Source organism: Oerskovia enterophila (assembly GCF_044748475.1).
Classification (GTDB): Bacteria; Actinomycetota; Actinomycetes; order Actinomycetales; family Cellulomonadaceae; genus Oerskovia; species Oerskovia enterophila.
In genome coordinates this window covers 267,166-292,179 of sequence record NZ_JBIVFZ010000002.1, presented here as the reverse complement: position 1 = coordinate 292,179, position 25,014 = coordinate 267,166, and the positions used below count along the sequence as shown (strand labels likewise).

Genomic DNA, 25,014 nt, shown 5'->3' with positions numbered 1-25,014 from the left:
GGTCGTCGACACCGCTCACTCGGCGTCCAGGACGACGGTCGCCCGCTGAGGGCCCGGGCAGCCGCGACCGTCGGGGCTCGCGGCCTGCCAGTCGACCTCCACGACACGGTCGAGCGCGACGTCGCCCGTCGACGAGCGCACGACCGTCACGACGACCTCCGACGGAGCCGAGAACACGGAGCCGGTCCAGACCGGTCCGGTGACCGTGGGCGGGGACGGCGCGGCCGGTGCGTCGGCCGAGCCGTCGGACGGCGCGGCGACGGACGGAGCTGCACCACCGGAGAGGTCGGTGATCGGAGGAGCGTCCGGGGCAGGCACCAGCTGCACCGAGCCGGCACGGATCAGGCCGCAGCTCCCGGCTCCCGGCGGGCAGTCGACCGCGACGTCGAAGGCCTCGCGGTCGGGCCACGAGTCGGCGAGCCGCACCTCGAGCGTCGAGGCCTGCATGATGGCTGGGCAGACCACCACGTCGTCGCCCACACCGCACGCCGCCAGCAGGGGAAGCACCGCGGCACCGAGCACGAGCGCGCCGGCAGTGCGTCGGGGACGGTCGTCGTGGCGCACGGGCACAGGTCTCCTCGTCGTCGGGGGGATCCCTTCGATCCTCGTCGCCCCGAGGCTAGGCGGCTCGGCGCGACGCGTCACGCCGACTCGCTCACCGCCGCGCCCGGCGCCGGAACGACGACGGCGTCTCGCCCGTCAGGCGCGCGAAGGTCCGGGTGAACGCGGGCTGGTCGTAGAAGCCCGTGACGACCGCGATCTCGGCGATGGGGGAGTCCGTCGCCGCGAGCATCTCGGCCGCGCGGTCGACCCGGGCGCGGAGCACGAGCTGGCGCGGGCTGAGCGAGAACACCCGGCGCACGCGCCGGTCGAGCACCGCGGGCGTGCACCCCGCGAGGGCCGCGAGGTCGGCGACCGTGAGCGACTGGCCGAGGCGCGCCTCGATCCCCGCGACGAGCCGCGCCATCGAGTCCATCGAGGCGTCGTCGGCGTCGTCCTCGCGCAGGTCCTGCGAGACCGAGACCAACCCGACGAGGCGACCTGCGCCGTCGTGCACCGGGAGCTTGGACGTGAGGAACCAGCCGGGCGTACCGCCCAGGCGGCGGATGAGCTCGAGCTCGTTGCGCAGCGGGCGACCCGTGCGCAGCACCTCGGCGTCCTGCTGGTCGTAGCGCTCGGCGAGCTGCGGCACGAACAGGTCCGTGGCGCGCCGCCCCAGGACCGTGCGGCGCGAGCGTTCGGTGGTGCGGGCCACGAAGACCCGGTTGACCAGCACGTAGCGGCCCGTGACGTCCTTGGCGCAGAACATGGTCGACGCCAGCTCGTCCATGAGGTCGACCATCGCGGGGCTGAGGGCAGCGAGCAGCGCCTCGCCCTCGGGCCAGGTGCGCGGTGCGGTGGGCTTGTCCGGAAGTGATGCCATGACAGCCCGGATCGTACAAGACGAAGCGTCAGCATCGGGGGCAGGCTAGGGAGATGAGCGACGACGCCCTCGCGGCTGAACCACACGCGGAGGACCGGTCACGAGCCGGCACCGCCGCGCCCCTGCACCCGGCCGACGGCCCGACCAGCACCTCGACCGACGCCCCGATCGCCGACCTGACCGACGACGCCGCGCGCCTCGCCCGCAGCTGGATCGCCGCGGCGGAAGCGGCCTCCGAGGGGGCGCGCGAGCGCAGGACCGCCGAGCGGCTCGGCGCACTGGTGTCCGACCCCGCGGGCCTCGAGCTCGCCGTGCGTTTCGTCGACAACGTGGCGCGCCCGCAGGACGTCCAGGTCGCCGCGCGCGAGCTGGGCCTGCTGGGTGAGCTCGCGGGAGGCGCCAAGGGCTTCCTCGGCCCGGTCGACACCACGCTGCTGCGGCTCGGCGCGCGCATGGCGCCCGTGCTGCCGACGGTCGTCGTGCCCGCCGCGCGGATCCGCCTGCGCCAGCTCGTGGGCCACCTCGTGGCCGACGCCGGCCCGGGTCTCGGCAAGCACCTCGCGCGCACGCGCGCCGAGGGGTACGCGCTCAACGTCAACCTCCTCGGAGAGGCCGTGCTCGGCGAGGACGAGGCGCAGGCCCGGCTCGCCCGGACCATCGCGCTCGTCGAGCGCCCCGACGTCGACTACGTGTCGGTCAAGGTGTCCTCGGTCGCGTCCCAGCTCGTCACGTGGGACCTCGAGGGGTCGCGCGACCGCGTCGTCGAGCGCCTCCTGCCGCTGTTCCGCGCAGCGCGCGACCACCGGGTCTTCCTCAACCTCGACATGGAGGAGTACCGCGACCTGGCGCTCACGACCGAGGTCTTCCAGGCGATCCTGGGGCGCGAGGAGTTCCGCGCCCTGGAGGCCGGGATCGTGCTCCAGGCGTACCTGCCCGACGCGCTCGGCGCGCTCGACGGCCTCACCGCGTTCGCGACCGAGCGCGTCGCGGCGGGCGGCGCCCCCGTCAAGGTGCGCCTCGTCAAGGGCGCGAACCTCGCGATGGAGAAGGTCGAGGCCGAGCTCCACGGCTGGGAGCAGGCGCCCTACCCGACCAAGCCCGACGTCGACGCCAACTACGTGCGCCTCGTCGACCACGCGCTGCGCGCCCCGCGCACCGACGCCGTGCGGATCGGCGTCGCGAGCCACAACCTGTTCCACGTCGCGCTCGCGATCCTCGTCGCGCGGGCACGAGGTGTCAGCCACGCGCTCGACATCGAGATGCTCCAGGGCATGGCGCCGGGCGAGGCGCGGGCCGTGCGGGACGAGGTCGCCCGGGACGGCGGCCGCGTCGTCCTCTACACCCCGGTCGTCGCGCGCGAGGACTTCGACGTCGCGATCTCCTACCTCGTGCGCCGCCTCGAGGAGAACGCGGCCGAGCAGAACTTCCTGCACGCCATGTTCGCGCCCTCGGACCACCCCTCGGACCACCCCTCGGACACCGCGATGGACCGCCAGGAGGCCGCGTACCGCGCCTCGGTCGAGCTCGGCACCCGGTACTCCGACGCGGACGTGACGCCGCGTCGTCAGGCGCGCGACGCCGTCGGGCCGCTCGATGCGGCGACGCCCGGCGACGCCGTCGCGACCGGGTTCCGCAACGCCTCCGACACCGACCCGGCCGTCGCGGCGAACCGCGCCTGGGCCGCACGGGTCGTCGGGCCCGACTCCGGGTACGTGCCCGCGCAGTCGCCCGAGGTGACCAGCACGGACGAGGTGGACGACGTCGTCGCGCGCGCCGGGAAGGCCGCCGCAGCCTGGGCGCAGGTGGTCCCCGCGGACCGCGCCCGCGCGCTGCGGGCCGTGGCCGCGCGCCTCGAGGAGGCGCGCACCGCCCTCGTGACCGCGATGGTGCACGAGCCCGGCAAGACCGTCGCCGAGGCGGACCCCGAGGTCAGCGAGGCCGTCGACTTCGCGAGCTACTACGCGCGGTCGGCCGAGGCGCTCGACCAGGTGCCCGGCGCGACGTTCACGCCCGACGGCGTGACCCTCGTGACCCCGCCGTGGAACTTCCCCGTCGCGATCCCCGTGGGCGGGATCGTCGCGGCGCTCGCGGCCGGCTCGGCCGTGATCGCCAAGCCCGCCCCCGCGACGCCGCGCTGCCTCGAGGTCGCGGTCGACGCGATCCACGCGGGGCTCGCGGACGCCGTGGCGAGCGCGCCCGCGGGCAGCAGCCTGACGGCCGAGGCCGTGCGCGACGTCGTGCAGCTCTCACGCGTGCCCGACGGCGACCTGGGGCGCCATCTCGTGACGCACGAGGGCGTGGCCCGCGTGATCCTCACGGGGGCGATCGAGACGGCGCAGATGTTCGCGTCGTGGCGCCCCGACCTGGACGTGCTCGCCGAGACGTCGGGCAAGAACGCGATCGTCGTGACCCCGTCGGCCGACCTGGACCTCGCGGCGGCCGACGTCGTGCGCTCGGCGTTCGGTCACGCGGGGCAGAAGTGCTCGGCGGCCTCGCTCGTGATCCTCGTGGGCTCGGTCGGCGACCTGCGCACCGAGACCGGTCGCCGGTTCTCGGTGCAGCTCGTGGACGCGGTCCGCTCCCTCGCGGTGGGACCGGCGACCGCCGTCTCGACGACCATGGGGCCTCTCACCGAGGTCGCCGAGGGCAAGCTGCTGCGCGCCCTGACGACGCTCGAACCGGGCGAGCAGTGGCTCGTCGCGCCGCGCCGGCTCGACGAGGACGGACGTCTGTGGACCCCGGGCCTGCGCTCGGGCGTCGCGCCGGGCTCGTTCTTCCACCTCACCGAGGTGTTCGGCCCCGTGCTGGGCATCATGACGGCCGCGACGCTCGACGAGGCGATCGAGCTGCAGAACGCGGTCTCGTTCGGCCTCACGGGCGGCATCCACAGCCTCGACGACGCCGAGGTCGACACCTGGCTCGACCGCGTCCAGGTCGGCAACGCCTACGTCAACCGGGTCATCACGGGGGCCATCGTGCAGCGCCAGTCGTTCGGCGGCTGGAAGCGCTCGGCCGTGGGCCCGGGCGCCAAGGCCGGTGGGCCCAACTACGTGGCCGAGCTGGGCACGTGGAGCGACGCGGTCGCCGCGGGCTCCGGGAGCGGGGCGCCCGACGGCGGCCCCGTCCCCGCGCGTGAGACCTCGCCCGAGGCGTGGCTCGCGTGGGCGCAGGCCGACGACGCCCGCTGGTGGGCGCACGAGCTCGCGGTCGAGCACGACCCGTCAGGGCTGCACGTCGAGTCCAACGTGTTCCGGTACCGGCCGATCGACGTGCTCACGGTCCGGGTCGGTACGGGGGCTGCGCCGGTCGAGGTCGAGCGTGTGCTGTCCGCGGCACGCACGGCCGGGGTGCCGGTCGTGGTGAGCCGCGCCGACGGTGCGTCGCCCGTGAGCGACGCCGGCTTCGCGGAGGCCGTCGCGCGAGGCGAGGTCACGGGCCGCGTGCGTGTGGTGGGCTCGGCGCCGGGCCTGCGCGAGGCTGCGGCCGGCCACGTGGGCGACGTGACGGTGCTCGACCACCCGGTGCTCGCGAGCGGCCGGCGCGAGCTGCTCACGGTCCTGCGCGAGCAGGCGATCAGCCGGACGATGCACCGGTTCGGGCACGTGACGCGCTGAGCGGCCTGCCCGGGACCGCCGAGCCCGAGGTTCGTCCCGCGACCGCCGCTGGTCGCCGGAGAAACCTCGGGCTCGGCACGGGGAGGTGTCGGTAGGGTGCCCCGCATGGACCCTCTCGCACGCCGCGCCTCCAAGCGGTGGAACAGGACCGCACGCACGCGCATCGACACCCACGGGTACCCGGCGCGTCATTTCGGGCTCAGCCTGCCGGACGGGGAGGGACGGGACGACGTCGCCGCCCTGTTCGAGCGCGTGGCGGCCGAGGTACGGGCGATGGGACTGAAGGCCGAGGACATCATCTCGATCACCTACGAGGAGATCATCGACGAGGACGGCCACTGGCCGAACTTCGTGGTGACGTTCTCCCCGCGCAAGCACCTCGGGCCGCGGGGGCGCTGAGCGGGCCCGTTCCGCGCGCTCGAGGGCGAGCACGGACGCGGGCTACGTGCGGCGTTCGAGCTGCGGCAGGTCGTCGTCGTGGAGCACGTCGGACAGCCGCATGCCGGCCAGCTCCGCGGCGTACCCGGCGTCCGTCCCGAGCGGGTGCGCCTCCTGGAGCACGTGCCCGCGCACGCCCAGGGCGGCGAGCCGCCCGCAGAGCTCGAGGACGTCCCCGCGCGAGTGGACGGTCGGGTCGACGGTCGTGCGGACTTCGTGCTCGACCCCCGAGCGCTGGAGCACCGCGAGCGACCTGTACGCGGCGTCGCCCGAGGGGCGCGCACCCGTGACGAGCTCGTAGTCCTCGGGCAGGTGCTTGATGTCGAGGCCCACCCAGTCGACGAGCGGCAGGACGTGCTCGAGCCGCACGGGCCAGGGGCCTGCGGTGTGCAGCCCGACGGCGAGCCCCAGCTCCCGCACGTCGGCGATCGCTGCGGGGAGCGCGGCCTGGAGCGTGGGCTCGCCGCCCGAGAAGACGACCCCGTCGAGACGGTCACGCTGCCGCTCGAGGAACGTGACGACGTCGGGCCACGGGATGGGTCCCTCGGTGTCCGCGGGGGTGGTCGGGGCGAGGTCCCTCGAGTGGCAGTAGGTGCAGCGCCAGGGGCAGCCCTGCAGGAACACGGTCGCGACGAGGTGCCCCGGCCAGTCGACGGTCGAGAGCGAGGTCATGCCCGCGACCGCGAGCGGCGCGAGCGTGCGGCTCGGGCGCGAGCCGCTCCCACGTCCTGCGGTCGGTGACGCGGTCGGTCGGCCGGCTGGACCCGGGGGAGAGCTCGCGAGGGAGGTCATGACAGGTCCTTCCGTCCGTGGATGGGTGTCGGGAAGCCCTCCCGGGCGCGCACGGGTCGGCGTCGACGCGACGTCCCTCGACCGTACGCGCGTGTGACCCGCGACTCACCGACGCATCTTGTGAGAACTTTCACAAGATGCGTCGATGGGGTGTCCGGCGCGCCGTGCACCCCGACCCTTGTCCGGGTGTCAAGCGTCCTTTACTCTCGACGCATGCTGCACCGAGCCCTCCGGACCGTCGTGCTGCTCGACCTCGCCGTGCGCTCCCGTGCGCACCGGGCACGCCTGGTAGCCGCCTGATGGAGAACCACGTGCGCACCCGCCGCGCGGCTCTCGGGCTCACGCAGGCCGAGCTCGCCGAGCGGCTCGGGGTCTCCCGCCAGACCGTCATCTCGATCGAGCGCGGGCGGTTCGACCCGAGCCTCCCGCTCGCGTTCCGGTTGTCGGCCCTCCTCGGCGCGTCGATCGAGGAGCTGTTCGTCCCCGCGGACCACGACGTCCGCACCGATCCCCTCTAGAAAGAGGCCCCCGTGCTCGGAGTCTGGATACTCGTCGTGGTCGCGCTCCTCGTCGCGTGGCTCGCGTTCCTCGGCGCGACCGACCGGATGACGCGCAACGGTCTGATCGGGATCAGGACGCCCGCGACGCAGCGCAGCGATGCGGGGTGGATCGCCGGGCACCGGGCGGCGCTCAGGGTCGTGGTCCCGGGGGCGGCCCTCGTCGTCGTGGTCGCGCTCGTGGTGACGGTCCTCGAGCCCGACGGCGCCACGGACGTCGCGTTCTTCGCCGTCGCGGGTGCGTTGCTCGTCGAGGTGGTCGTCGCGGCCGTGGTCGCCGAGGTCGCGGCCCGTGGCGTGGACGTGGGCCGGGGCGACGAGCGCGCCGACCAGTGGGACGTCGACTGATGCTGCGGTTCATGAGGTCGGTGACGCTCGCCGACCCCTGCTGCAGAGTGGGCCCCGACCGCTCGCGTCGCCACGGAGGTCGGGACGCTCTGAGGCCGAGATGCGGCTAACGGGGGTCGAATCGCTGAGAACACCCCCGTTGGCCGCATCTCGCGGGGCGAGGCTCGGGAGTGGTGGGACGTGCGCAGACGCTCACCACCGACGGGAGAGGTCTGGTACGGACGCGTGCCGGATACCGCCACTGCCTGCTGTCAGTCCGACGCCCCGCGGATGAGCTCGGGGGAGAAGATGCGGGCCGACTCCTTCACGGGGCGGCCGGCGATGAGGTCGAGGAGCATGCCGGTCGCAGCCTTGACCATCTCCACCACGGGGTTCTGGACCGTCGTCAGGGCGGGGCTCGTGGTCGCGGCGACGCCCAGGTTGTCGAAGCCGACCACCGCGACGTCGCCCGGCACGGACCTGCCTCGGGCGCGCAGGACGCGCAGCGCGCCCTCGGCCATGAGGTCCGACGCGGCGAAGACCGCGTCGATGTCCGGGTGCCGGTCGAGGAGCTCCTCCATGGCCGCCGCCCCGCCTGCCGCGGCGAAGTCCCCGTAGGCGATCGCGTCGTCGGGCAGGCCCGCCGAGCCCAGGGCCGCGCGCCACCCCGCGAGGCGGTCCACCGCGGCCGTCATGTCCTGCGGTCCGGCGATCGTCGCGATGCGGCGGTAGCCGCCGTCGAGCAGGCGCCGGGTCGCGATGCGACCACCCTCGACGTTGTCGACGTCGACGTAGACCAGGTCGTCCATCGCGGTGAAGGGGCGCCCGACGAACACCGCGGGCAGCGGCGAGGCGAGCACCGCCCCCTCGAGGTCGTCCTCGCGGTGGTGCGAGGTGATGATCGCGCCGTCGACGTGACCGCTGCGCAGGTAGCGCACGATCCGGCCCGCGTGCTCGTCGGGCCGGGCGATGAGCAGCACGAGCTGCAGGTCCGTGGGGGCGAGGGCCGCACTGACCCCACGGAGCGTTCCCGAGAGGAACGGGTCCGTGAGGATGCGCTCGTCCGGCTCGGGTACGACGAGCGCGATCGAGTCGGTCCGTCGCGTCACGAGCGAGCGGGCCGCGCGGTTCGGGGTGTACCCGAGCTGGAGGACCGCGGCGTCGACGGCGGCCTGCGCCTCGGGAGAGACGCGCAGGCCGCCGTTGATCGCGCGGGACGCCGTCGAGCGGGACACGCCGGCGGTCTGGGCGACCTCGTCCAGGGTCGGCGCGGAACTCAAGGTGCTCATGGTCTCAGTATCCTGCCAGGCCACGATGAGAGAACTGCCACGATCGGCGTCGACGCGCTAGGAGCGCGCGGGGACGGCGTTGTCGGCCGCCACCTGGGCGAACCACCGACCGCTGGCCTTGACCGTGCGCTCCTGGGTCTCGTAGTCGACCCGGACGACCCCGAACCGCTTCGAGTAGCCCCACGACCACTCGAAGTTGTCCAGGAGCGACCACGCGAAGTAGCCGCGCACGTCGGCGCCGTCGACGATCGCGTCCTTGACGGCCCGCAGGTGGGCGTCGAAGAACTCGAGGCGGTTCTGGTCGTCGACCGACCCGTCGGCCTCCACGACGTCGTCGTAGGCGCAGCCGTTCTCGGTGATGTAGAGCGGAACTCCCGCGGGACCCGTGTAGTCCGCCTGGAGGCGGTTGAGCAGGCGCGTCAGGCCCTCGGGCTGGATCTCCCAGTTCTGGTCCGTGACGGGCAGACCGCGCGGGTGGTTGAACACGCCGTCGGCGGCCGGGTAGGGGCTCGACGTCCTGCGCTCGACCGGGGCGTCGCCCACGAGCTCGGTGCTCGCGGGACGCGAGGAGACGAGCTCGCCGTGGTAGTAGTTCACCCCGAGCGCGTCGATGGGCGACGAGATGATCGCCAGGTCGCCGTCCTGGATGTGGTCCGTGAAGCCGTACTGCGCGACGTCCGCGAGGACGTCGGCCGGGTACTCGCCCTTGATGACCGGGTCGAGGAAGATGCGGTTGAACTGACCGTCGATGCGGCGGGCCGCGTCGACGTCGCCCGCGTCGTCGGGGTCGACCGGGTCGGCGACCGTGAAGTTGAGCGTGATCCCGAGGTTCGCCTCGGGGGCCCGCTCACGCAGCGCCTGGACCGCGAGGCCGTGGCCGAGCAGCAGGTGGTGCGCTGCGGCGAGGCCGTCGGGTCGGCTCTGGCGCCCGGGCGCGTGGATGCCGCCCGTGTACCCGAGGAACGCCGAGCACCAGGGCTCATTGAGGGTCGTCCAGACCCCGACCCGGTCGCCGAGGGCCTCGTGCATCGTCACGGCGTAGTCGGCGAACCGGTAGGCCGTGTCGCGGTTGGTCCACCCGCCCTGGTCCTCGATCGCCTGCGGGAGGTCCCAGTGGTACAGCGTGATCCACGGCAGGAGGTCCTTGGTGAGGAGCTCGTCGACGAGGCGCGAGTAGAAGTCGAGCCCCTTCTGGTTGACCGCTCCGCCGCCGGGCTGCACGCGCGCCCACGAGGACGAGAACCGGTACGTGTCCAGGTTCAGGTCGGCCAGGAGCGCGACGTCCTCGCGGTAGCGGTGGTAGTGGTCGCACGCGACCTCGCCGTCGTCGCTGCCCAGGACGGCGCCCGGGATCCGGCAGAACGTGTCCCAGACGGAGTCCTCGCGGCCGTCGGTGTGCGCGGCCCCCTCGATCTGGAACGCGGCGGTGGCGGCGCCCCAGAGGAATCCCTCGGGGAACTCGACGCGCCCCGTGGTGCCCAGGGTGCGGGGTGTGATGATCTCGGTCATCCCTTGACAGCTCCTTGCATGATGCCGGCGACCAGCTGGCGACCGGTGAAGATGAACAGCACGATCAGCGGCAGGGTCACGAGGAACACCCCTGCCATGACGAGCGAGTAGTCCACGAAGTAGTTCGCCTGGAGAGAGCGCACCACGAGCGGCAACGTCGGGTTCTCCTGGTTCAACACGATGGACGGCCAGAAGAAGTTCGTCCACTGCTGGACGAACGTGAACAGCCCGAGCATCGCGGCGGCGGGTCGTGCCGCGGGCAGCGCGATCGACCAGAAGGTCCGGAACATCGACGCTCCGTCGACGCGAGCGGCCTCGATGAGCTCGTACGGCAGCGACTCGGACAGGTACTGGGTCATCCAGAACACGCCGAACGCCGTGACGAGCGCGGGCACGATCACGGCCTGCAGCTTGCCGATCCAGCCCAGGTCCGACATGAGGATGAACATGGGGATCACGCCGAGCTGGGTCGGCACGGCCATGGTCGCGATGACGAAGACGAGCAGGGGACCCCGGCCGCGGAAGCGGAGCTTGGCGAACGAGTAGCCCGCGAGCGTCGAGAACAGCACCACGGACAGCGAGGTGATGACCGCGATGATGACCGAGTTCGTGAACGCCTTCCAGAAGTTGATCGCGCTCGAGCCGACCACCTCGGCGAACTGGGTGAACAGGCTCATGTCCGGCAGGAGCTGCGGCAGCGCGCTCTTGGAGATCTCCTCGGGGGTCGAGGAGCCCAGGATGAGCGTGAAGTACAGCGGGAAGACGGAGACCAGCAGCACGAGGCCGAGGACCGTGTAGGTGATCCAGCCCGGGCGGCGGGTGTAGCCGCCCGTGCCCTTGCGGACGGGGCGACGGTTGGGGCGGCGGGCCGCGGCACGAGCGGCGCCGGCGCCGGCGGTCTGCGCGACGACGGGGATCGAGCTCATCGCTTGTTCCGTTCGTTCGGAGCGCCCGTGGGCGCGCTGCTGCTGCGGGCGGGGGCACCGCTGGGTCGGCCGGAGGCGTTCTGCGCGCGGACGGCCGCGGCGGCGGCCTTGCGTCGGGCGCGCTGGACCCCGCGGGGGACCTTCTTGCTGGGGCCCGACGTCGAGATGCTCCGTGTGATCGCGAAGTTCACCAGGCCGATGAGCAGGATGACGATGAACAGGATCCAGGCGATCGCGGCCGCACGGCCGAAGTTCTTCTGGTTGCCCCACGCGACGTCGTAGAGGTAGAGCACCGTCGTCATCCACTGCCGGTCGGCGCCGCCGAGGCCCTGGGCGTCGAACGCACGGACCTCGTCGAAGATCTGCAGGCCGCCGATGGTCGAGGTGATGATGACGAAGATGATCGTGGCGCGGATCTGCGGGACGGTCACGGAGAAGAACTGACGGAACCGGCCGGCGCCGTCGATGATCGCGGCCTCGTAGAGCTCGCGCGGGACGGCCTGCATCGCGGCGAGGAAGATCAGCGCGTTGTAGCCGGTCCAGCGGAAGTTGACCATCGAGGCGATCGCGACGTGGCTCGCGAGCGTGTCGGCGTGCCAGCGGATGGGGTCGATCCCGAACGTGCCGAGCAGACCGTTGATGAGGCCGTACTGGTCGGCGAAGAGGCGCCCGAAGATGAGGCTGACCGCGATGGGGGCCACGACGTAGGGCAGCAGGACGCCCATGCGCCAGAACGTGGCGGCGCGCAGGTTCTGGTCGAGCAGGGCCGCGATGATGATCGCGCAGATCACCTGCGGGACCGAGGACAGCAGGAAGATCGAGAAGGTGTTGCGCAGCGACTTCCAGAAGGTGGGCTGCGCGAGCACGTCGGTGAAGTTCTGCAGGCCGACGAAGTCTCCCTGTCCGCCCAGCAGGTTCCACTCGTGGACCGACACGAACGCCGTGTAGATCAGCGGGAAGAGCCCCGTGATGGCGAAGAGGATGAAGAACGGGGAGATGTAGAGGTAGGGGGAGAGCTTGACGTCCCAGCGGCCGAGCCGCTGGGAGAAGCCGACGCGGCGCGAGGAGCGGCGCGGCGGTTCGCCGAGGCCCTGGGAGGGCTGGGTGGGAGAGAGGACGGTCATCTGACTTTCCTGTGCTGGGTCGAGCTGGGACGCGGTGCCCGACGGCGGGCTGGGGCGTGGGAGCGCGGGGTGACCTCCCGGAGAGGTCACCCCGCGCACCGGATCAGCTCAGGCCCAGGTCCTTGTAGGCCTGGACTGCCTTGTCCCACGACGCCTGGGCGTCGGCGGTCTTCTCGACGTCGACGCGCTTGATGGCGTCCTGGACCGTCTGGTGGATCGCGAAGTAGTTCGCGCCCTTGAACGGGGCCCCGTCGATCGCGAGCGCACGGTTGACGAAGATGGTGCCGACCGGTGCGTCGTTGAAGAACTCGTTGGTGAAGGACTGCACGGCGTCGGACTCCTGCGCCTCGATCTGCGAGGGGAAGGTGCCGGCGTTGGTGAACGCCGTGGTCTGCTGCGCGGGGTCGGTCAGCCAGGCGGCGAGCTCCTTGGCGGCGTCGGCGTTCTTGCCCGACGCGGGGACCGTGAGGAACGAGCCGCCCCAGTTGAGGCCGCCGCCGGGGAAGACGTCAGCGACGTTCCAGCCGGTCACGCCACCCGAGCGCTCCTCGACCGGGCCGGTCATCCATGCGGGGCAGATCATCGTGGCGAAGCCGTTGTTCTGGAACGCGGCGTCCCAGTCGGCGCTCCACTGCTCGAGCCCGGCGGACAGGCCGTTGGTGGCCGACTGCTCGACGACCGTGTTGTAGATGTCCTGGATCGCGGTGTTGGTCGCGAGGTCCTTGGGCGTGCCGTCGGACTCCTCGTAGGCGTTGTCGATCTGGTTGACCATGCCCTGGGAGATCGACATCGCGCTGTCGTACCAGGCGGCGTCGCTCGCGGCTGCGAAGGTGGCGCCCGCGGCGAAGTAGTCGTCCCAGGTCGCGTCGGTCCCGCCGAGGAGCTCGGCGACGGCTGCCGGGTCGGTCGGGAGGCCTGCGGCCTCGAAGAGGTCCTGGCGGTAGCAGATGGCGCTCGGGCCGATGTCGGTGCCGTAGCCGATGACCTTGCCGTCGGGGGTCGTGGCCTGCTGGACCTTCCAGTCCACCCAGCGGCCGTCGAGCGAGGCGTCGGTCAGGTCGGTGAAGAGGTCGGGGTACTGCATGAGCTCGGGGAGCCAGTCGACCTCGATCGCCTCGATGTCGGCCAGTCCGTCGCCACCGGCGGCGAGCTTGGTCGTGAGGTTGGTGCGTGCGTCCTCGGACTTCGCGGCCTTGGTCTGCTTGACCGTGACGTTGGGGTGCTCGGCGGTGTACGCCGCAAGGAGCTCGTCGGTGTAGCCGAAGTCGTTGAACGTGGCGACGGTGAGGGTGATCTTCTCGCCGTCGGAGGAACCGCTGCCGTCGTCCGACGAGCCGGAGCCAGAGGAGCAGGCGGTGAGGGTGAGGGTGAGGGCCGCGAGCCCTGCGACGGCGGCGGTTGCCGTGCGGGTGCGGGTCGGACGGGTGCTGCTCAGCACGATGACTCCCTTGTCGATGATCGGCGTGGCAGCGCTTCCACGATCAGGGGTGGTAGCGCTCCCACGAAGTGCCACGATGGTGGCCCGCCGCCTCTGGGGATGTCAACCTCGTGACGTGACATCTCGTCGTGGAAACGCTCCCACGCGCATGTTCGTGCAGGTCAGCGCGTTGTGATCGCGCCGACCGTTCCCCAATCGTTATTGGTTCCCGACCGCCTGGAAAGTAATATGGACGGTCGTTCAACTCTGCTCGCGGCGGTGAACGACCCGACGATCGCGCAGGCCTCAGGGGGCCGTGAGCCACTCCACGCCGGCCTGCTCCTCCGACGTGAGGGTCGCGCGGACCGCCCCGGCCGCGGCCTCCTCGACGGCTGCCGCGAACAGGGGGACCGTGGCCTTGAGCTCGCCGTCGTACGCGTGCCGTGTGCCGCCGTCGGGCAGGGCCTCGAGCGTGACCGTGCCGGTCATGCGGACGGGCGCTCCCGTGATCTCGAGCGAGACCGTGCCGCGCCGGACGCCGCCGTCCGCGGGCTCCCACACCTCGGCCTGACGGACCTCGAGCGCGTTGCCCACGAACGCGCGCAGGTGACCCGGGATCTGGTCCGTGGGCAGTGTGCGCCGCACGACCACCGAAAAGCCCTCGTCGATCGAGCCCGTCACGTCGGCGAGCTCCACGAGGGCCTGCGGGCCGCCCGTGCGCTGTGCGCGCCAGCGGACGAAGGCCTCGCTCGCGAGCATCCGGGTGACCTCGTCGAGACCGGCGGGGTAGTGCAGATCGACGCTCAGGTGCACAGGTTCTCCTCGGGACGTGCTGACCGGCGCGCAGGGGGCGCCAGGGAGTCCGACTCTACCGAAGGAGAGGCCTCGATCCCGTGAAGACGCCCACGGATGCGTACGCTGGGGCTCGTGTCTGCCATGAGTGACTTGATCTCCCGCCACGCCGAGCTGTCGCCTGCCGACAACGAATGGCTGCACCTGCTCGTCGGCGACTGGCAGGTGGTCTCCGACCTGGCCTTCGCGGACCTCGTCCTGTGGCTGCCCACCGACGACGGCAGCTTCGTCGCCGTCGCGCAGTGCCGGCCCAGCACGGGGGCCACGGTCCACTACGACGACATCGTCGGCTCGACCGCCCCCGAGGGGCAGCGACCCCAGCTCGAGCGGGCGCTGTCCGAGGCGCGGTCGCAGCGCTCGCGCGAGCCGCGCTGGTTCGGGGCGTACGCGGTGCGCGAGGAGGCCATCCCGGTCGTCCACAACGGGCACGCGATCGCCGTCGTCGCGCGCCAGACCAACCTCGGGAGCGGGCGCACGCCCAGCCGCCTCGAGCTCAACTACGTCGAGGCCGCCGACGACCTCATCGCGATGATCTCCCGGGGCGAGTTCCCGGCGCCCAACGCCGCGACCGGCCCGCGTCGGGGCGCGCCCCGCGTGGGCGACGGCCTGATCCGCCTCAACTCCGAGGGTGAGGTCCTCTACGCGAGCCCCAACGCGCTGAGCTGCTTCCACCGCCTCGGGGTGATCGGACCGCTCGTGGGCCGCTCGCTCATCGAGGTCACGACGGACCTCATCGAGCACCAGACACCCGTCGACGAGTCCCTGCCGCTCGTGGTCATGGGCCGCGCCCCGTGGCGCACGGACATCGAGGCCCGCGGGGTCGCGCTCTCGCTGCGGGCCCTGCCGCTCACCGAGTCGGGGCAGCGGATCGGTGCGGTGCTGCTGTGCCGTGACGTGTCCGAGCTGCGCCGCCGTGAGCGCGAGCTCATCACCAAGGACGCGACGATCCGCGAGATCCACCACCGGGTCAAGAACAACCTGCAGACGGTCGCGGCCCTGCTGCGGCTCCAGGCGCGCCGGATGGACGTGCCCGAGGCGCGCGCGGCCCTCGAGGAGGCCATGCGTCGCGTCGCGACCATCGCGCTGGTCCACGAGAGCCTCTCGCAGACCCTCGACGAGGAGGTCGAGTTCGACGACATGGGTGGGCGCGCGCTGCGCCTGGCCGCGGACGTGGCCTCGGCCGACACCAAGGTCCGCACGGTCCAGACGGGGAGCTTCGGACTGGTGCCGGCGGAGGACGCGACGCCGCTCGCGCTCGTCCTGACCGAGCTCGTGACCAACGCGGTCGAGCACGGGTTCTCGAACCGGACGAACGGGACGGTCGAGATCGACGCGCAGCGCGAGGGGTCGGCGTTGCGGATCATCGTCGCCGACGACGGGGTGGGCATGCCCGTGCCCGGGACCGAGCCCTCGGAGAAGCCCAAGAAGAGCGGCCTGGGCTCCCAGATCGTCGCGACGCTCGTGTCCAACGAGCTGGGCGGGACCATCGAGTGGTCCGATCGTCCGGGAGGCGGGACGCAGGTGGTGCTTCAGCTCGTGCTGCGTGACGGCGGTGGATCGCGCCAGGGGTGACGAGCGCCTCGACGGAGAGGATCCAGAACGTCGACAATTCTCTTCCCGAGGCAAACATAAAGGGCCGTCACCAGCAGGTGACGGCCCTTTATGAGAAAAGTATGTGAAGCTCAGCCGGCGCGACGGGCGCGAGCGGTGCGGCGCTTGAGCGCACGACGCTCGTCCTCGGACAGGCCGCCCCAGACTCCCGCGTCCTGACCGGACTCGAGCGCCCACTTGAGGCAGGTGTCGACGACGTCGCAGCGGCGGCACACGGCCTTCGCCTCTTCGATCTGGAGGAGGGCAGGTCCGGTGTTCCCGATCGGGAAGAACAGCTCCGGGTCTTCGTCCAGGCAGGCTGCGCGGTGGCGCCAGTCCATGTGAGGTCTCCTTGGCATGACGAGCAAGGCCCCAGGTGGAATGGTGTCGGACGCACGTCCACAAAAGGGCTTCAGGCTCAGGTGGGGGGTAATTGATGCTTGAACTAGGTTCACATCTTGAGAAGCCCAGCACAAGGGGTTGCCGGAAAGTTTCTGCGACGTGAACGGTGAGGTCTTGGTCACACTTCGGTGAAGGTGCAGGTCACGCGTAGTCTGGGTTGTCGTGGCAGCTGTGAGGACTCCGAATCAATCGACGCCCGAACCTCCTGAGGACGGTTCAGGCCCGTCGACCCCGCCCGTGGGTGGTCCGCGACCGCTCGCGCTGTGGGTCGTGATCGCCGGGATCGGGCTCGAGGCGGTCGCGCTCGTCGTCGGCGCGCTCCTCGTCCTGGTCGAGCTCGTCTCGGGCAGGTCGTCGGCCGTGGGCGTCTCGATCTTCCTGGTCGTGTTCGCCCTGGGGGTCGCCGCGGTGCTCGGTGCGAGCGCGCGAGGACTCCTGCGCGGACAGCGCTGGTCCCGGTCCCCGGTGGCCACCTGGCAGCTGCTGCAGGTCGTCGTCGCGTTCAGCTGGCTCCAGGTGGAGGTCACGGCTCCGGGGATCGCGGTCATGGTGCTCGCGGTGGTGGTGCTCGTGTGCCTCATGCTGCGTCCGGTCGTCGTCGCGACGACGCGCGACACAGCCCGCGCGGAGGGCTGACCGGGCGAGCGGAGTCGTCGGCCGGCCGGCTGGCCCCGCCCCGCCCCGGCCGCACCTCACCCGGCGAACGCGACCTGCACAGGGACGAGCGCGCCCGAGCGGACGAGCACGGCCCGGCCGGCGGGCCCCGCACCAGGATCGAGCACCCGCTCGAGCGACATCCCGAACACGTCGCCGCTGCCGCGCTCCCCGGGGCGCAGCACGATCCCGCAGCGCGCCGCGCGCACCTCGGCGAGCGGGCCCCGGTGCGCCGTCGCGGCGGCGACCGTCGACGCGGAGGCCAGGAGCGCGACTCCCGTCCGCACGAGTCCCGTGAGGACCTCGACCTCGAGCGGGCACGCGTGCTGGAGGACGTCGAGGTCGTCGACGACCACGAGGTCGCCCGGGGCCGGCGGCGTGGTGGCGAGCAGGTTCAGCGCCGTGGCTGCCTCGTACGGGGAGAAGGTGCTCGCGACCACGAGTCCGCCCGCGCCCGCATCCGTGGTCACGAGCTCCGCGAGACGCGGGTCGCGCGAGAGCACGGCCCGCACCCGGCCCGTCGGCAGCGCGTACCCGAGCACGAGGAGCAACGCGTTGCTGCGCCCGCTGCCCCCCGGGCCGACGACGAGCCCACCCGCGGTCACGTCGAGGCACTGCGGTACCGCGGCGTCACCGCCGATCCCGACGGGTACGGCCCGCAGCGAGTCCTCGCCCGGCATCGGGAGGTCCGCCGGGAGGACGAGGCGGGGGAGAGGCACGAGCCGTAGGGGAACCGACCGGCCGTCGTCGTGGGACGGTGCGTCCGAGGACGCGTCGCGCTCGAGCGGCGAGGCGTCGACCACGACCTGGCACTCGACGGGCTCGTCCGCACCGAGCCACACGCCGCGCCCTGCTCGCCCGCCGCGCCCCGCGAGGCGTGAGGGGACGCCGTGCGCGACGTCGTCGTGCACCGCGCTCGAGGTCAGCACGAGCCGCGGCCCGACGCGGTGCGCGAGCCCGCCCAGTCCCGGCGTCTGCCCCGAGAGGGCGACGTGCACGCCGCGCGCGGCCCCGTCGCCGAGGAGGCGGCCCAGGAGGTCGGCCCCCGTGCCCCCGGCCAGGAGCCCGAGCGAGGCACGCAGGTCCTCGATCCCGTCGAGCAGCACGAGCGTGGGGCGGCTGCCCGCCCGGGCGAGCAGGAGGTCGACGAGCCGGGCGACCCGGCGTGGGTCGTGCTGGTCGACGACGGTCCCGCAGCCCGCGTGCTTCCGCAGGGCGGGCCCCGTGAGCGCGGGGTCCTCGGCGACGACGTGCACGTCCCACCCCCGGTCGAGGGCGGCGACCGCGAGCGCCCGCAGCGCCGTGGTCCGCCCCGAGCGAGGTCGGCCGACGACGGCGAGGTGCCCCTGATCGACGTCCCACGTCACGACACCTCGGCGCTGCTCGGCGGGCAGGTCGGAGAGGGCCAGGGGCAGGCGTTCGGAGGCGTCGCCGGGGGAGGTGCGCGCGCCGGGAAGGTCCGACGGCGTCACGCGCCCTGGCAGGCCCGGGAGCCAGGGCGCGGGGTGAGGGGTGTGCGCCGCGGTCGCCGCGGCCTCGCGGGCTGCCGCGACGAGGACCGTCACCAGGTCGGGGGCGTCCGGTTCCGGCGCACGCATGGGGAGGGGAGCCGCGCCCCACCGTGGTGCGGTGCGCACGGTGTCCGTCCCCCGTGGGGCTGGGGAGGCCGCATGGGCGCACTGGAACGCGAAGGGCGGGCCGTCGCCGCGGCGCAGGACGGCCCGCCCGGGGCGGTCGACCGGTATCCGGGCGGCGTGCGGTGCGTCGATCACGTCGTGCGAGTCGCCCGCGTCGACCTGCCGCAGCGCGACCCGCAGCGAGATGTTGGCGCGCATGTCGGCGGTGATCGCACCGGTGGGCCGCTGGGTGGCCAGGACGAGGTGCACCCCGAGCGAGCGCCCCTGGGACGCGAGGCGCAGGAGCCCGGGGAGGAAGTCCGGCAGGTCGTCCGCGAGCGCCCGGAACTCGTCGACGACCACGAGCAGGCGGGGCAGGACGCCGGGCGGAAGGTCCTCGAGGCGCGTGGCCCCCGCGCCCGCGACGACGTGCTCGCGGCGGCGGAGCTCGGCGCGCAGCCCCGCGAGCGCCCGGCCCGCAAGGCCGGGTTCGAGGTCCGTGACCTGCCCCACGACGTGCGGGAGACCGACGCACCCGCCGAAGCTCGCGCCGCCCTTGTAGTCGACGAGCGCGATCGCGAGGTCGCGCGGGGACGTGGTGAGGGCCAGGCCCAGGACGAGCGACTGGAGCAGCTCGGACTTGCCCGCGCCCGTGGTCCCGGCGACGAGCGCGTGCGGGCCGTCCCGCACGACGTCGACCACGACCGGTCGGCCGGACGCGTCGAGCCCGAGCGGGACCGGGAGACCTGGGGTGGTCGACGCGTTCTGGGCGGACGCCTTCCATCGGCGCGCGACGTGGGTCGCGAGGGCGGCTGCGTCGGCGGTAGTGAGCCCGAGGAGCGCCGCGAGGGACACCGTGACGGGAAGACCGGGGGCGGCGGGGTCGGACGGTTCCCCGGCCGTCGGGGTGCCCGCGCCGACGGGCCAGCGCCCGAGCCGGGCCGTCGCGGCGAGGTGCCGGGCGTACCGCTCCGCCCAGCCAGCGGTCACACCGAACCAGGGGGCGGGCCCGTCGCTGCCGTCCGCGAGGTGCCACCTGCCGTGCGTGGCGTCGAGCACGGTCCGGCACCAGGCAGGCACGGTGATCTTGTCCGGGGTGAGCAGGATCAGCCGGTCGTGCGGGCCTCGGGCGGCCCACCACCGGTCGAGGGCCTGGGCGCCGTCGCGTCGGCCGTCGGGACGGGCAGGGGAGTCGTCGACGAGCAGTGCGCGGTCGGTCGTGGGGGCTCCCGGAGAGGTGTCCCGGCGCCGGGAGGCCCGGGGGAGCCAGCGCAACCACGCCCACTCGTGGGCGTCCTCGTCGGCGTGCACGGCCTCGACCGTCGCGCCCGAGGCGACCTGGGCCAGGAGGAGCGTGCGGGCCGCGGCGAGCCGGTCGGCCCGCTGCCCGACGACGGCCATGCACCCGTCGGGGAGCCGTGCCCCCGGGGCGCGGGGTGGCCCGGGAGGCGTGCCGGTCCCGGGGGCTGGACCGAGACTCGTCGCCGGAGCGGCACCCTGCGCGCGCGACGGGTCGGGAGCGGCGCGGTGGACCGCGATCACGGCGGTCATGAGGTCTGCCGGGCTCGGGACCGGCGGCCCGCCGTCGGCCGCCTCGGTCGCCGGCCCGGGGATGCGGTCCGGGCACATGTCTCTGCCCGCACCCGTGCCCCGGTGCGCGCAGGCGAGGGAGGGCGTGCCGACAGGGTCCGTACTCGTTCGCGGCGCGATCGGTCGCCCGTCGTCCGCACCCCCACCGGGGGAGCGCCGGGAACCTGTGCCGACGCCCGGCACCGGTCGCCCGGCCTGGCCGGCGGCAGGGCCGGACCCGTCCTGCCCGGGTGAGCGACGTCGTCGGGCAGCGACGAGGAGCGGGACCACGAGCATGAGCGGACCGAGCAGGGCCAGGAGCGCGAGCACGGGCTGACGCAGCGTGGCCGCGAGCGCGAGCGAGCCGACCGCGGGGGTGAGCGCCATGGCGATCGACTGACCGCTGAGGCCTGGACCGACGGCCGGCGCCGGGGCGGGGAGGGGCAGTGCGCTCGTGACGGCCCACTCCTCGAGACGGGGACGCGGGCGCAGGTCGTGGACCGCGTCGCCCACGAGCAGGACCCTGCCCGGGGGCCAGGCCTGGGGCCGACGACCTCGCACCCGGCGTGGACGCACGCCGGGGGACTCCCACGTGCCGCGGGCGCCCCGGACCGCGACCCGGACCGCGGCCCGGACCCGCGGGCGCCGCCCGGTCCGCCGGGTCCACGGGAACGCCGCGCCGCGCCGGGCCGCGAGCGTCACCACGACCGTCGATCCACCGGGGTCCGAGGTGGCCAGCACGAGCCTCGAGCCCTCGCGCAGGGCGTGCAGCCCGCCGCTCCCCGGACCCGACAGGACCGCGACGTGCCAGGGCGTACGCAGCGCCTCGGCCTCCGGGTCCTGCGCCCCGGCGCTCGCGGCCGGGCCCGTCCCCGGTGGGAGTGCGCGCAGCGTCGCCCCCGGGAGCAACGGGCGGGTGCCGACGAGGTGGTCGTCGTGCACGAGCACCCCGTCGACCGCGAGCGGCGAGACGAGCAGCTCGGGCCGACGCGCGAGGCGCGCGAGGTCGGCCCGGAGGTCGCCCAGGCGGGCGCCGGGCTCGAGCAGGACGTCGAGGCCGGGATGGAGGGTCATGCGCACGTGCCGATCCTGGCGCTCGGGCGGACGCCCCCGCAGACGACGACGGCGCGCCTGTGGACGAGGGGGTCGTCCACAGGCGCGCCGTCGGGCGTCGAGCCTTGCTGCGGGTCAGTCGACCGCGAGCGCCTCCACCGGGGAGGTGCGGGCGGCCGAGCGGCCGGGGATCACCGACGCCAGGAGCCCCGCGACGAGGGCCACGACCAGGACCAGGGCGACGTCGCGCCACGGCACGGCGAGCGTCACGTCGCCCATGACGGCGAGCGCCGCGGACGCGCCGGCCCAGCCGTAGAGGATGCCCAGCAGGATGCCGAGCACGGCACCGACCCCCGCGATGAGCATGCCCTCGATCGCGAGCATCCAGCGCAGCTGGGACCGGCTCAGCCCGATGGCCCGCAGGGTCGCGGACTCACGGCGGCGCTCGATGACCGAGAGCGAGAGCGTGTTCGCGACGCCGATGAGGGCGATGACGACCGCGACCGCGAGGAGACCGACGATGACGCCGAGGATCGTGTCGACGACCTTCTGGTACATCGCTCGTTCGACCGCGGCCCCCGTGACGTCGATCGGGAGGTCGCTGTCGGCGAGCGCGTCCTGGAGGGCGGGCACCACGGACGCGGCGTCGTTGACGTCGGCCAGACCGACCCATGCGGTCGTGACCGGCGCGCCCGTCGCGACGCCCTCGAGCGTCTGCGGCGTGACGAGCAGCGCACGTCCGCCCATCGGGGTCACGAGGGCCTCGAGGGTCGCGGGCGTGCCCTGGGGGTTCGCGTCCTCGGGGAGCGGTGCGGCGGTCAGCACGAGCTGGTCACCCGTCGAGATGTCCCAGCTCTCGGCGACCCCTGCCGGGACGACGACCGTGCCGGGGGCCAGGCCCTCGACGGCCTTCTTGTCGCGCGAGAGCGCGGTCGCCGCACCGGGGTCGACGCCGCGTGCGAGGAACGTGATGTCGTTGCCGTCGAGCGGGACCGTGACGGACGTCGCGGTCAGCGGGACGACGGACTCGACGCCGTCGACCTTCTCGGCCGTGGCGATCGTCGACTGCGGGAGCTCGACGGGCTGGTTGCCGCCGTACTCGTCGTAGCCGTCGGTCGCGAGCGAGACGTCCACGGGGTAGCGGCCGTCGAGCTCGTTGTTCATGCTCATCCGGGCGCTCACGGCCCCGGTCGACATCATGGCCACGAGCGTCACGCCGATGAGGAGCGCGGTGCTCGTCGCGGCCGTGCGGCGCGGGTTGCGCAGCGTGTTCGCGGCCGCGAGCTTGGCCGTGCTGCCCGAGCCCGTCAGGACCTTGCCCACGAGGCTCACGACCTTGGGGAGCCAGAAGATCGCTCCCACGAGGACGCCCACGAACGAGGCGGCGCCACCGGCGGTCGCGGCGAGCAGACCGGCCTCCGCGCTGCCCTGCTGTCCCAGGAGGACCCCCAGGACCAGGAGGCCCGCACCGCCGACGACGAGGATCGACGAGATCGCGAGGCGGACGCGTCCAGCGCCCGACGAGAGGGTCGGCGCGTCGGAGGGACGCAGCGCGGCGAGCGGGGCGACCCGGGTCGCGGCACGCGCCGGCGAGAACGACGCGACGAGCGTCACGACGGTCCCGACGAGCAGCGGGACCAGGACCGCGACGGCCGTCACCTGGACGACCGAGGGCAGCGGGATGCCGAGGTCCATGCTGCCCGCGACGGTCAGCGCGAGCTGGACGAGCCCGATGCCGAACAGGATGCCGGCGACCGAGGCGACCAGCCCCAGGATGACGGCCTCGAGCAGGACCGAGCGCGCCAGCTGCTTGCGGTCGGCGCCGACGCAGCGCAGGAGCGCGAGCGTCCGGGTGCGCTGGGCCACGAGCACCTGGAAGGTGTTCGCGATGACGAGGGCCGCCACGAGCAGCGCGATCGCCGCGAACGTGAGGATCACGTAGGTGAAGACGTCCTCGCCGCCCGTCATCTGGGCGGCCTGGTCCTTGGCGTACTCGGCACTCGTCCAGACCTTGGTGTCTCCCCCGAGCGAGCTCGTGACGGTCGACCGGACGGCCTCGAGGTCGGTACCGGGCGCCAGGGCGACCAGGACCGCGTTGTACGAGGTCGCCGAGTCGCCCGGGACGAAGCTCTCGGCCTCCCAGGCGGTCAGGTCCTCGTTCGACAGCACACCCGCGCCGCCCACCTGGGCATAGGCGCCCATGGGGTCGTCGAGGGTCCCGACGAGAGTCAGGTTCTCGTCGGTGTCCACGAAGGTGCCGGCGGGCGCCTCCTCGTCGGGGGCGGGCTCGTCGGCGGGGACGGCGTCGCCGCCCTCGTCAGCCGACGCGGCGTCCTCCGACGGCGCTCCCTCCTCGGTGGGTGCACCCGCCTCGGGCGCTGCGCCCTCGGCGCTCGGCGTCCACACCGAGCGCACGACCGTCACGGTGTCGCCGAGCGCGAGCCCGAACCGCTCGGCGACGTCGGACGGCAGCGCGATCTCGCCCGAGCGTGCGGGCATCGCGCCCTCGACGACCTCCTGGGCCTCGAAGCGCGGGTCCGAGGCGGTCGGGACGACCACCTGGTAGGTGCGCTTGCTCCCCGAGACGAGCTCGAAGGCGCGCATGACCTGCGGGTCGGCGGCCTCGACGCCCTCGGTCCCGCGGATCTCCTCGAGCCCGGCCTCGTCGATGCCGGCACCGTTCGCGACCACGAGGTCGGAGTCGGCGAACTGCGCGGCGATCGAGTCGGTCGTGATGCGGTTGATGACGGTCCCCGCGAGCAGGGTCGCGGTGAGGAAGGCGGTCCCGATGAGGATCGCGATGCCGGCGGCGCTCAGCCGCCCGATGCTGCGGCGCATCTGCGCCAGGGTGAGCCGGACCATCAGGCGCGCACCGCCGTCGGACCGGTGGTGCCGGCGAGAGCGTCCGCGGGGTCGCTCTCGAGCGTGCGCAGCGCGTCGAGCCCGGCGAGGACCGACTCGGGCGTCGGGTTGTCGATGTCGCCCGCGATGCGCCCGTCGGCGATGAGGATGACACGGTCCGCGTAGGCGGCAGCCGTGGGGTCGTGCGTGACCATGATGATGGTCCGGCCGAGCTCGCGCACCGAGCGGCGCAGGAAGCTCAGGACCTCGGCGCCCGAGCGCGAGTCCAGGTTGCCCGTGGGCTCGTCGGCGAACACGACCTCGGGCTTGGCGATGAGCGCGCGGGCGATGGCCACGCGCTGCTGCTGGCCGCCCGAGAGCTCGCTGGGGCGGTGCGTGAGGCGCGCGCCGAGGCCCAGGGTCTGGACGAGCGTCGCGAGCCACTCCTTGGTCTCGGCGTCGACCTTGCGTCCCGCGAGCTCGATCGGCAGCGTGATGTTCTGCTCGGCCGTGAACATGGGCAGCAGGTTGAACGACTGGAAGACGAAGCCGACGCGGTCGCGGCGCAGCCTGGTCAGCTCGTTGTCGCCCAGGGCCGTGATCTCGGTGTCGCCGATGAAGCCCTGGCCGCTCGAGGCCGTGTCGAGCCCGGCGAGCAGGTGCATGAGCGTGGACTTGCCCGAGCCCGAGGGGCCCATGATCGCGGTGAACGCGCCCTTCTCGAAGTCCACGTCGACGCCGTCGAGGGCGCGCACGGTCGCCTCGCCCTTGCCGTACAGCTTGGTCAGGGACCGGGCGCGCACGGCGGGCGTGCCTTGCGCCGGGGCGTTGCCGGGGATGGGCTGGTACACGGTGGTGTCCACGTCTGCTCCAGGAGAGTTCGTCGTCGGTCTGCGCCGGTCCCGGGCGGGGCGCGCGAGGCGTCCGTGGCCGGGACCGAGGGGGTGCGGGAGAGGGCTCGAGGCCCTCGTTCCCACCTGATGACGACACTAGGAGCCGGGGCGGGGGTCGTGCGTCCGGC

The 25,014-nt window shown here is 73.3% G+C and carries 19 protein-coding genes; 6 read left to right on the top strand and 13 right to left on the bottom strand.

The features are described 5' to 3' along the window. Nucleotides 1-15: 15 nt before the first annotated feature. Nucleotides 16-564, bottom strand: coding sequence for a hypothetical protein (locus ACIPWA_RS05910; protein WP_400288759.1), 549 nt, complete (start codon nt 562-564; stop codon nt 16-18). A gap of 91 nt (nt 565-655) precedes the next feature. After that, a complete protein-coding gene (locus ACIPWA_RS05905) occupies nt 656-1,423 on the bottom strand; it encodes a helix-turn-helix domain-containing protein (RefSeq protein WP_400288757.1) in 768 nt (255 codons plus the stop codon). A 53-nt stretch (nt 1,424-1,476) separates the two neighbouring features. On the opposite strand from ACIPWA_RS05905, the gene ACIPWA_RS05900 reads away from it, so the two are divergent. Both ACIPWA_RS05900 and ACIPWA_RS05895 read left to right on the top strand, forming a co-directional pair. Beyond that, entirely contained in the window at nt 1,477-5,037 is a 3,561-nt protein-coding gene (locus ACIPWA_RS05900) for a proline dehydrogenase family protein (RefSeq protein WP_400288755.1), read from the top strand. A 105-nt stretch (nt 5,038-5,142) separates the two neighbouring features. Beyond that, nucleotides 5,143-5,436 carry a hypothetical protein gene (locus ACIPWA_RS05895; RefSeq protein ID WP_400288753.1) on the top strand — a complete coding sequence of 98 codons (294 nt, stop codon included), beginning with the start codon at nt 5,143-5,145 and terminating at the stop codon, nt 5,434-5,436. A 42-nt stretch (nt 5,437-5,478) separates the two neighbouring features. On the opposite strand, the gene ACIPWA_RS05890 is transcribed toward ACIPWA_RS05895, so the two are convergent. Next, complete coding sequence (locus ACIPWA_RS05890; protein ID WP_400288751.1) at nt 5,479-6,267, bottom strand: anaerobic ribonucleoside-triphosphate reductase activating protein; 789 nt, start codon at nt 6,265-6,267, stop codon at nt 5,479-5,481. 299 nt (nt 6,268-6,566) lie between these two features. On the opposite strand from ACIPWA_RS05890, the gene ACIPWA_RS05885 reads away from it, so the two are divergent. Further along, nucleotides 6,567-6,785 carry a helix-turn-helix transcriptional regulator gene (locus ACIPWA_RS05885; RefSeq protein ID WP_400288749.1) on the top strand — a complete coding sequence of 73 codons (219 nt, stop codon included), beginning with the start codon at nt 6,567-6,569 and terminating at the stop codon, nt 6,783-6,785. A 12-nt stretch (nt 6,786-6,797) separates the two neighbouring features. Next, entirely contained in the window at nt 6,798-7,172 is a 375-nt protein-coding gene (locus ACIPWA_RS05880; RefSeq protein WP_068624490.1) for an SdpI family protein, read from the top strand. Nucleotides 7,173-7,423: 251 nt separating this feature from the next. On the opposite strand, the gene ACIPWA_RS05875 is transcribed toward ACIPWA_RS05880, so the two are convergent. From ACIPWA_RS05875 to ACIPWA_RS05850, 6 genes are all read right to left on the bottom strand, one after another. Then, a complete protein-coding gene (locus ACIPWA_RS05875; protein WP_400288747.1) occupies nt 7,424-8,440 on the bottom strand; it encodes a LacI family DNA-binding transcriptional regulator in 1,017 nt (338 codons plus the stop codon). Nucleotides 8,441-8,497: 57 nt separating this feature from the next. Next, a complete protein-coding gene (locus ACIPWA_RS05870) occupies nt 8,498-9,949 on the bottom strand; it encodes a GH1 family beta-glucosidase (protein ID WP_400288745.1) in 1,452 nt (483 codons plus the stop codon). Beyond that, nucleotides 9,946-10,875, bottom strand: coding sequence for a carbohydrate ABC transporter permease (locus tag ACIPWA_RS05865; protein WP_068624496.1), 930 nt, complete (start codon nt 10,873-10,875; stop codon nt 9,946-9,948). Before ACIPWA_RS05865 ends, ACIPWA_RS05870 begins: the two co-directional genes overlap by 4 nt. Further along, nucleotides 10,872-11,999 carry a carbohydrate ABC transporter permease gene (locus ACIPWA_RS05860; RefSeq protein WP_400288743.1) on the bottom strand — a complete coding sequence of 376 codons (1,128 nt, stop codon included), beginning with the start codon at nt 11,997-11,999 and terminating at the stop codon, nt 10,872-10,874. Before ACIPWA_RS05860 ends, ACIPWA_RS05865 begins: the two co-directional genes overlap by 4 nt. Nucleotides 12,000-12,102: 103 nt before the next feature. Next, nucleotides 12,103-13,437 (bottom strand): extracellular solute-binding protein, encoded by a 1,335-nt coding sequence (locus tag ACIPWA_RS05855; protein WP_400288741.1) that lies wholly within the window; start codon nt 13,435-13,437, stop codon nt 12,103-12,105. A gap of 285 nt (nt 13,438-13,722) precedes the next feature. Then, nucleotides 13,723-14,229 carry a DUF2505 domain-containing protein gene (locus ACIPWA_RS05850; RefSeq protein WP_068624500.1) on the bottom strand — a complete coding sequence of 169 codons (507 nt, stop codon included), beginning with the start codon at nt 14,227-14,229 and terminating at the stop codon, nt 13,723-13,725. Between the two features lie 123 nt (nt 14,230-14,352). On the opposite strand from ACIPWA_RS05850, the gene ACIPWA_RS05845 reads away from it, so the two are divergent. Beyond that, nucleotides 14,353-15,840 (top strand): sensor histidine kinase, encoded by a 1,488-nt coding sequence (locus tag ACIPWA_RS05845; RefSeq protein WP_056646729.1) that lies wholly within the window; start codon nt 14,353-14,355, stop codon nt 15,838-15,840. Nucleotides 15,841-15,950: 110 nt separating this feature from the next. On the opposite strand, the gene ACIPWA_RS05840 is transcribed toward ACIPWA_RS05845, so the two are convergent. Then, a complete protein-coding gene (locus tag ACIPWA_RS05840) occupies nt 15,951-16,199 on the bottom strand; it encodes a WhiB family transcriptional regulator (protein WP_056645926.1) in 249 nt (82 codons plus the stop codon). Between the two features lie 298 nt (nt 16,200-16,497). Here ACIPWA_RS05840 and ACIPWA_RS05835 point away from each other — a divergent pair, with 298 nt between their 5' ends. Continuing rightward, nucleotides 16,498-16,896: a hypothetical protein gene (locus tag ACIPWA_RS05835; RefSeq protein ID WP_400288738.1), complete on the top strand. Its 399-nt coding sequence runs from the start codon at nt 16,498-16,500 to the stop codon at nt 16,894-16,896. A gap of 56 nt (nt 16,897-16,952) precedes the next feature. Here the strand turns inward: ACIPWA_RS05835 and ACIPWA_RS05830 are convergent, their stop codons facing one another. From ACIPWA_RS05830 to ACIPWA_RS05820, 3 genes are all read right to left on the bottom strand, one after another. After that, entirely contained in the window at nt 16,953-21,173 is a 4,221-nt protein-coding gene (locus tag ACIPWA_RS05830; RefSeq protein WP_400288737.1) for an FtsK/SpoIIIE domain-containing protein, read from the bottom strand. Nucleotides 21,174-21,287: 114 nt separating this feature from the next. Further along, nucleotides 21,288-23,990 (bottom strand): ABC transporter permease, encoded by a 2,703-nt coding sequence (locus ACIPWA_RS05825; RefSeq protein WP_400288735.1) that lies wholly within the window; start codon nt 23,988-23,990, stop codon nt 21,288-21,290. Nucleotides 23,991-24,013: 23 nt separating this feature from the next. Continuing rightward, nucleotides 24,014-24,856 (bottom strand): ABC transporter ATP-binding protein, encoded by an 843-nt coding sequence (locus ACIPWA_RS05820; protein WP_056645935.1) that lies wholly within the window; start codon nt 24,854-24,856, stop codon nt 24,014-24,016. Between the last annotated feature and the right edge of the window lie 158 nt (nt 24,857-25,014).

Excerpts from the sequence above, each read along its gene's own strand:
- ACIPWA_RS05870 (WP_400288745.1), bottom strand. The coding sequence starts at position 9,949 with ATGACCGAGATCATCACACCCCGCACCCTGGGCACCACGGGGCGCGTC.
- ACIPWA_RS05895 (WP_400288753.1), top strand. The coding sequence starts at position 5,143 with ATGGACCCTCTCGCACGCCGCGCCTCCAAGCGGTGGAACAGGACCGCA.
- ACIPWA_RS05875 (WP_400288747.1), bottom strand. The coding sequence starts at position 8,440 with ATGAGCACCTTGAGTTCCGCGCCGACCCTGGACGAGGTCGCCCAGACC.
- ACIPWA_RS05885 (WP_400288749.1), top strand. The coding sequence starts at position 6,567 with ATGGAGAACCACGTGCGCACCCGCCGCGCGGCTCTCGGGCTCACGCAG.
- ACIPWA_RS05845 (WP_056646729.1), top strand. The coding sequence starts at position 14,353 with ATGAGTGACTTGATCTCCCGCCACGCCGAGCTGTCGCCTGCCGACAAC.
- ACIPWA_RS05860 (WP_400288743.1), bottom strand. The coding sequence starts at position 11,999 with ATGACCGTCCTCTCTCCCACCCAGCCCTCCCAGGGCCTCGGCGAACCG.
- ACIPWA_RS05890 (WP_400288751.1), bottom strand. The coding sequence starts at position 6,267 with ATGACCTCCCTCGCGAGCTCTCCCCCGGGTCCAGCCGGCCGACCGACC.
- ACIPWA_RS05840 (WP_056645926.1), bottom strand. The coding sequence starts at position 16,199 with ATGGACTGGCGCCACCGCGCAGCCTGCCTGGACGAAGACCCGGAGCTG.
- ACIPWA_RS05825 (WP_400288735.1), bottom strand. The coding sequence starts at position 23,990 with ATGCGCCGCAGCATCGGGCGGCTGAGCGCCGCCGGCATCGCGATCCTC.
- ACIPWA_RS05830 (WP_400288737.1), bottom strand. The coding sequence starts at position 21,173 with ATGACCCTCCATCCCGGCCTCGACGTCCTGCTCGAGCCCGGCGCCCGC.
- ACIPWA_RS05900 (WP_400288755.1), top strand. The coding sequence starts at position 1,477 with ATGAGCGACGACGCCCTCGCGGCTGAACCACACGCGGAGGACCGGTCA.
- ACIPWA_RS05865 (WP_068624496.1), bottom strand. The coding sequence starts at position 10,875 with ATGAGCTCGATCCCCGTCGTCGCGCAGACCGCCGGCGCCGGCGCCGCT.
- ACIPWA_RS05905 (WP_400288757.1), bottom strand. The coding sequence starts at position 1,423 with ATGGCATCACTTCCGGACAAGCCCACCGCACCGCGCACCTGGCCCGAG.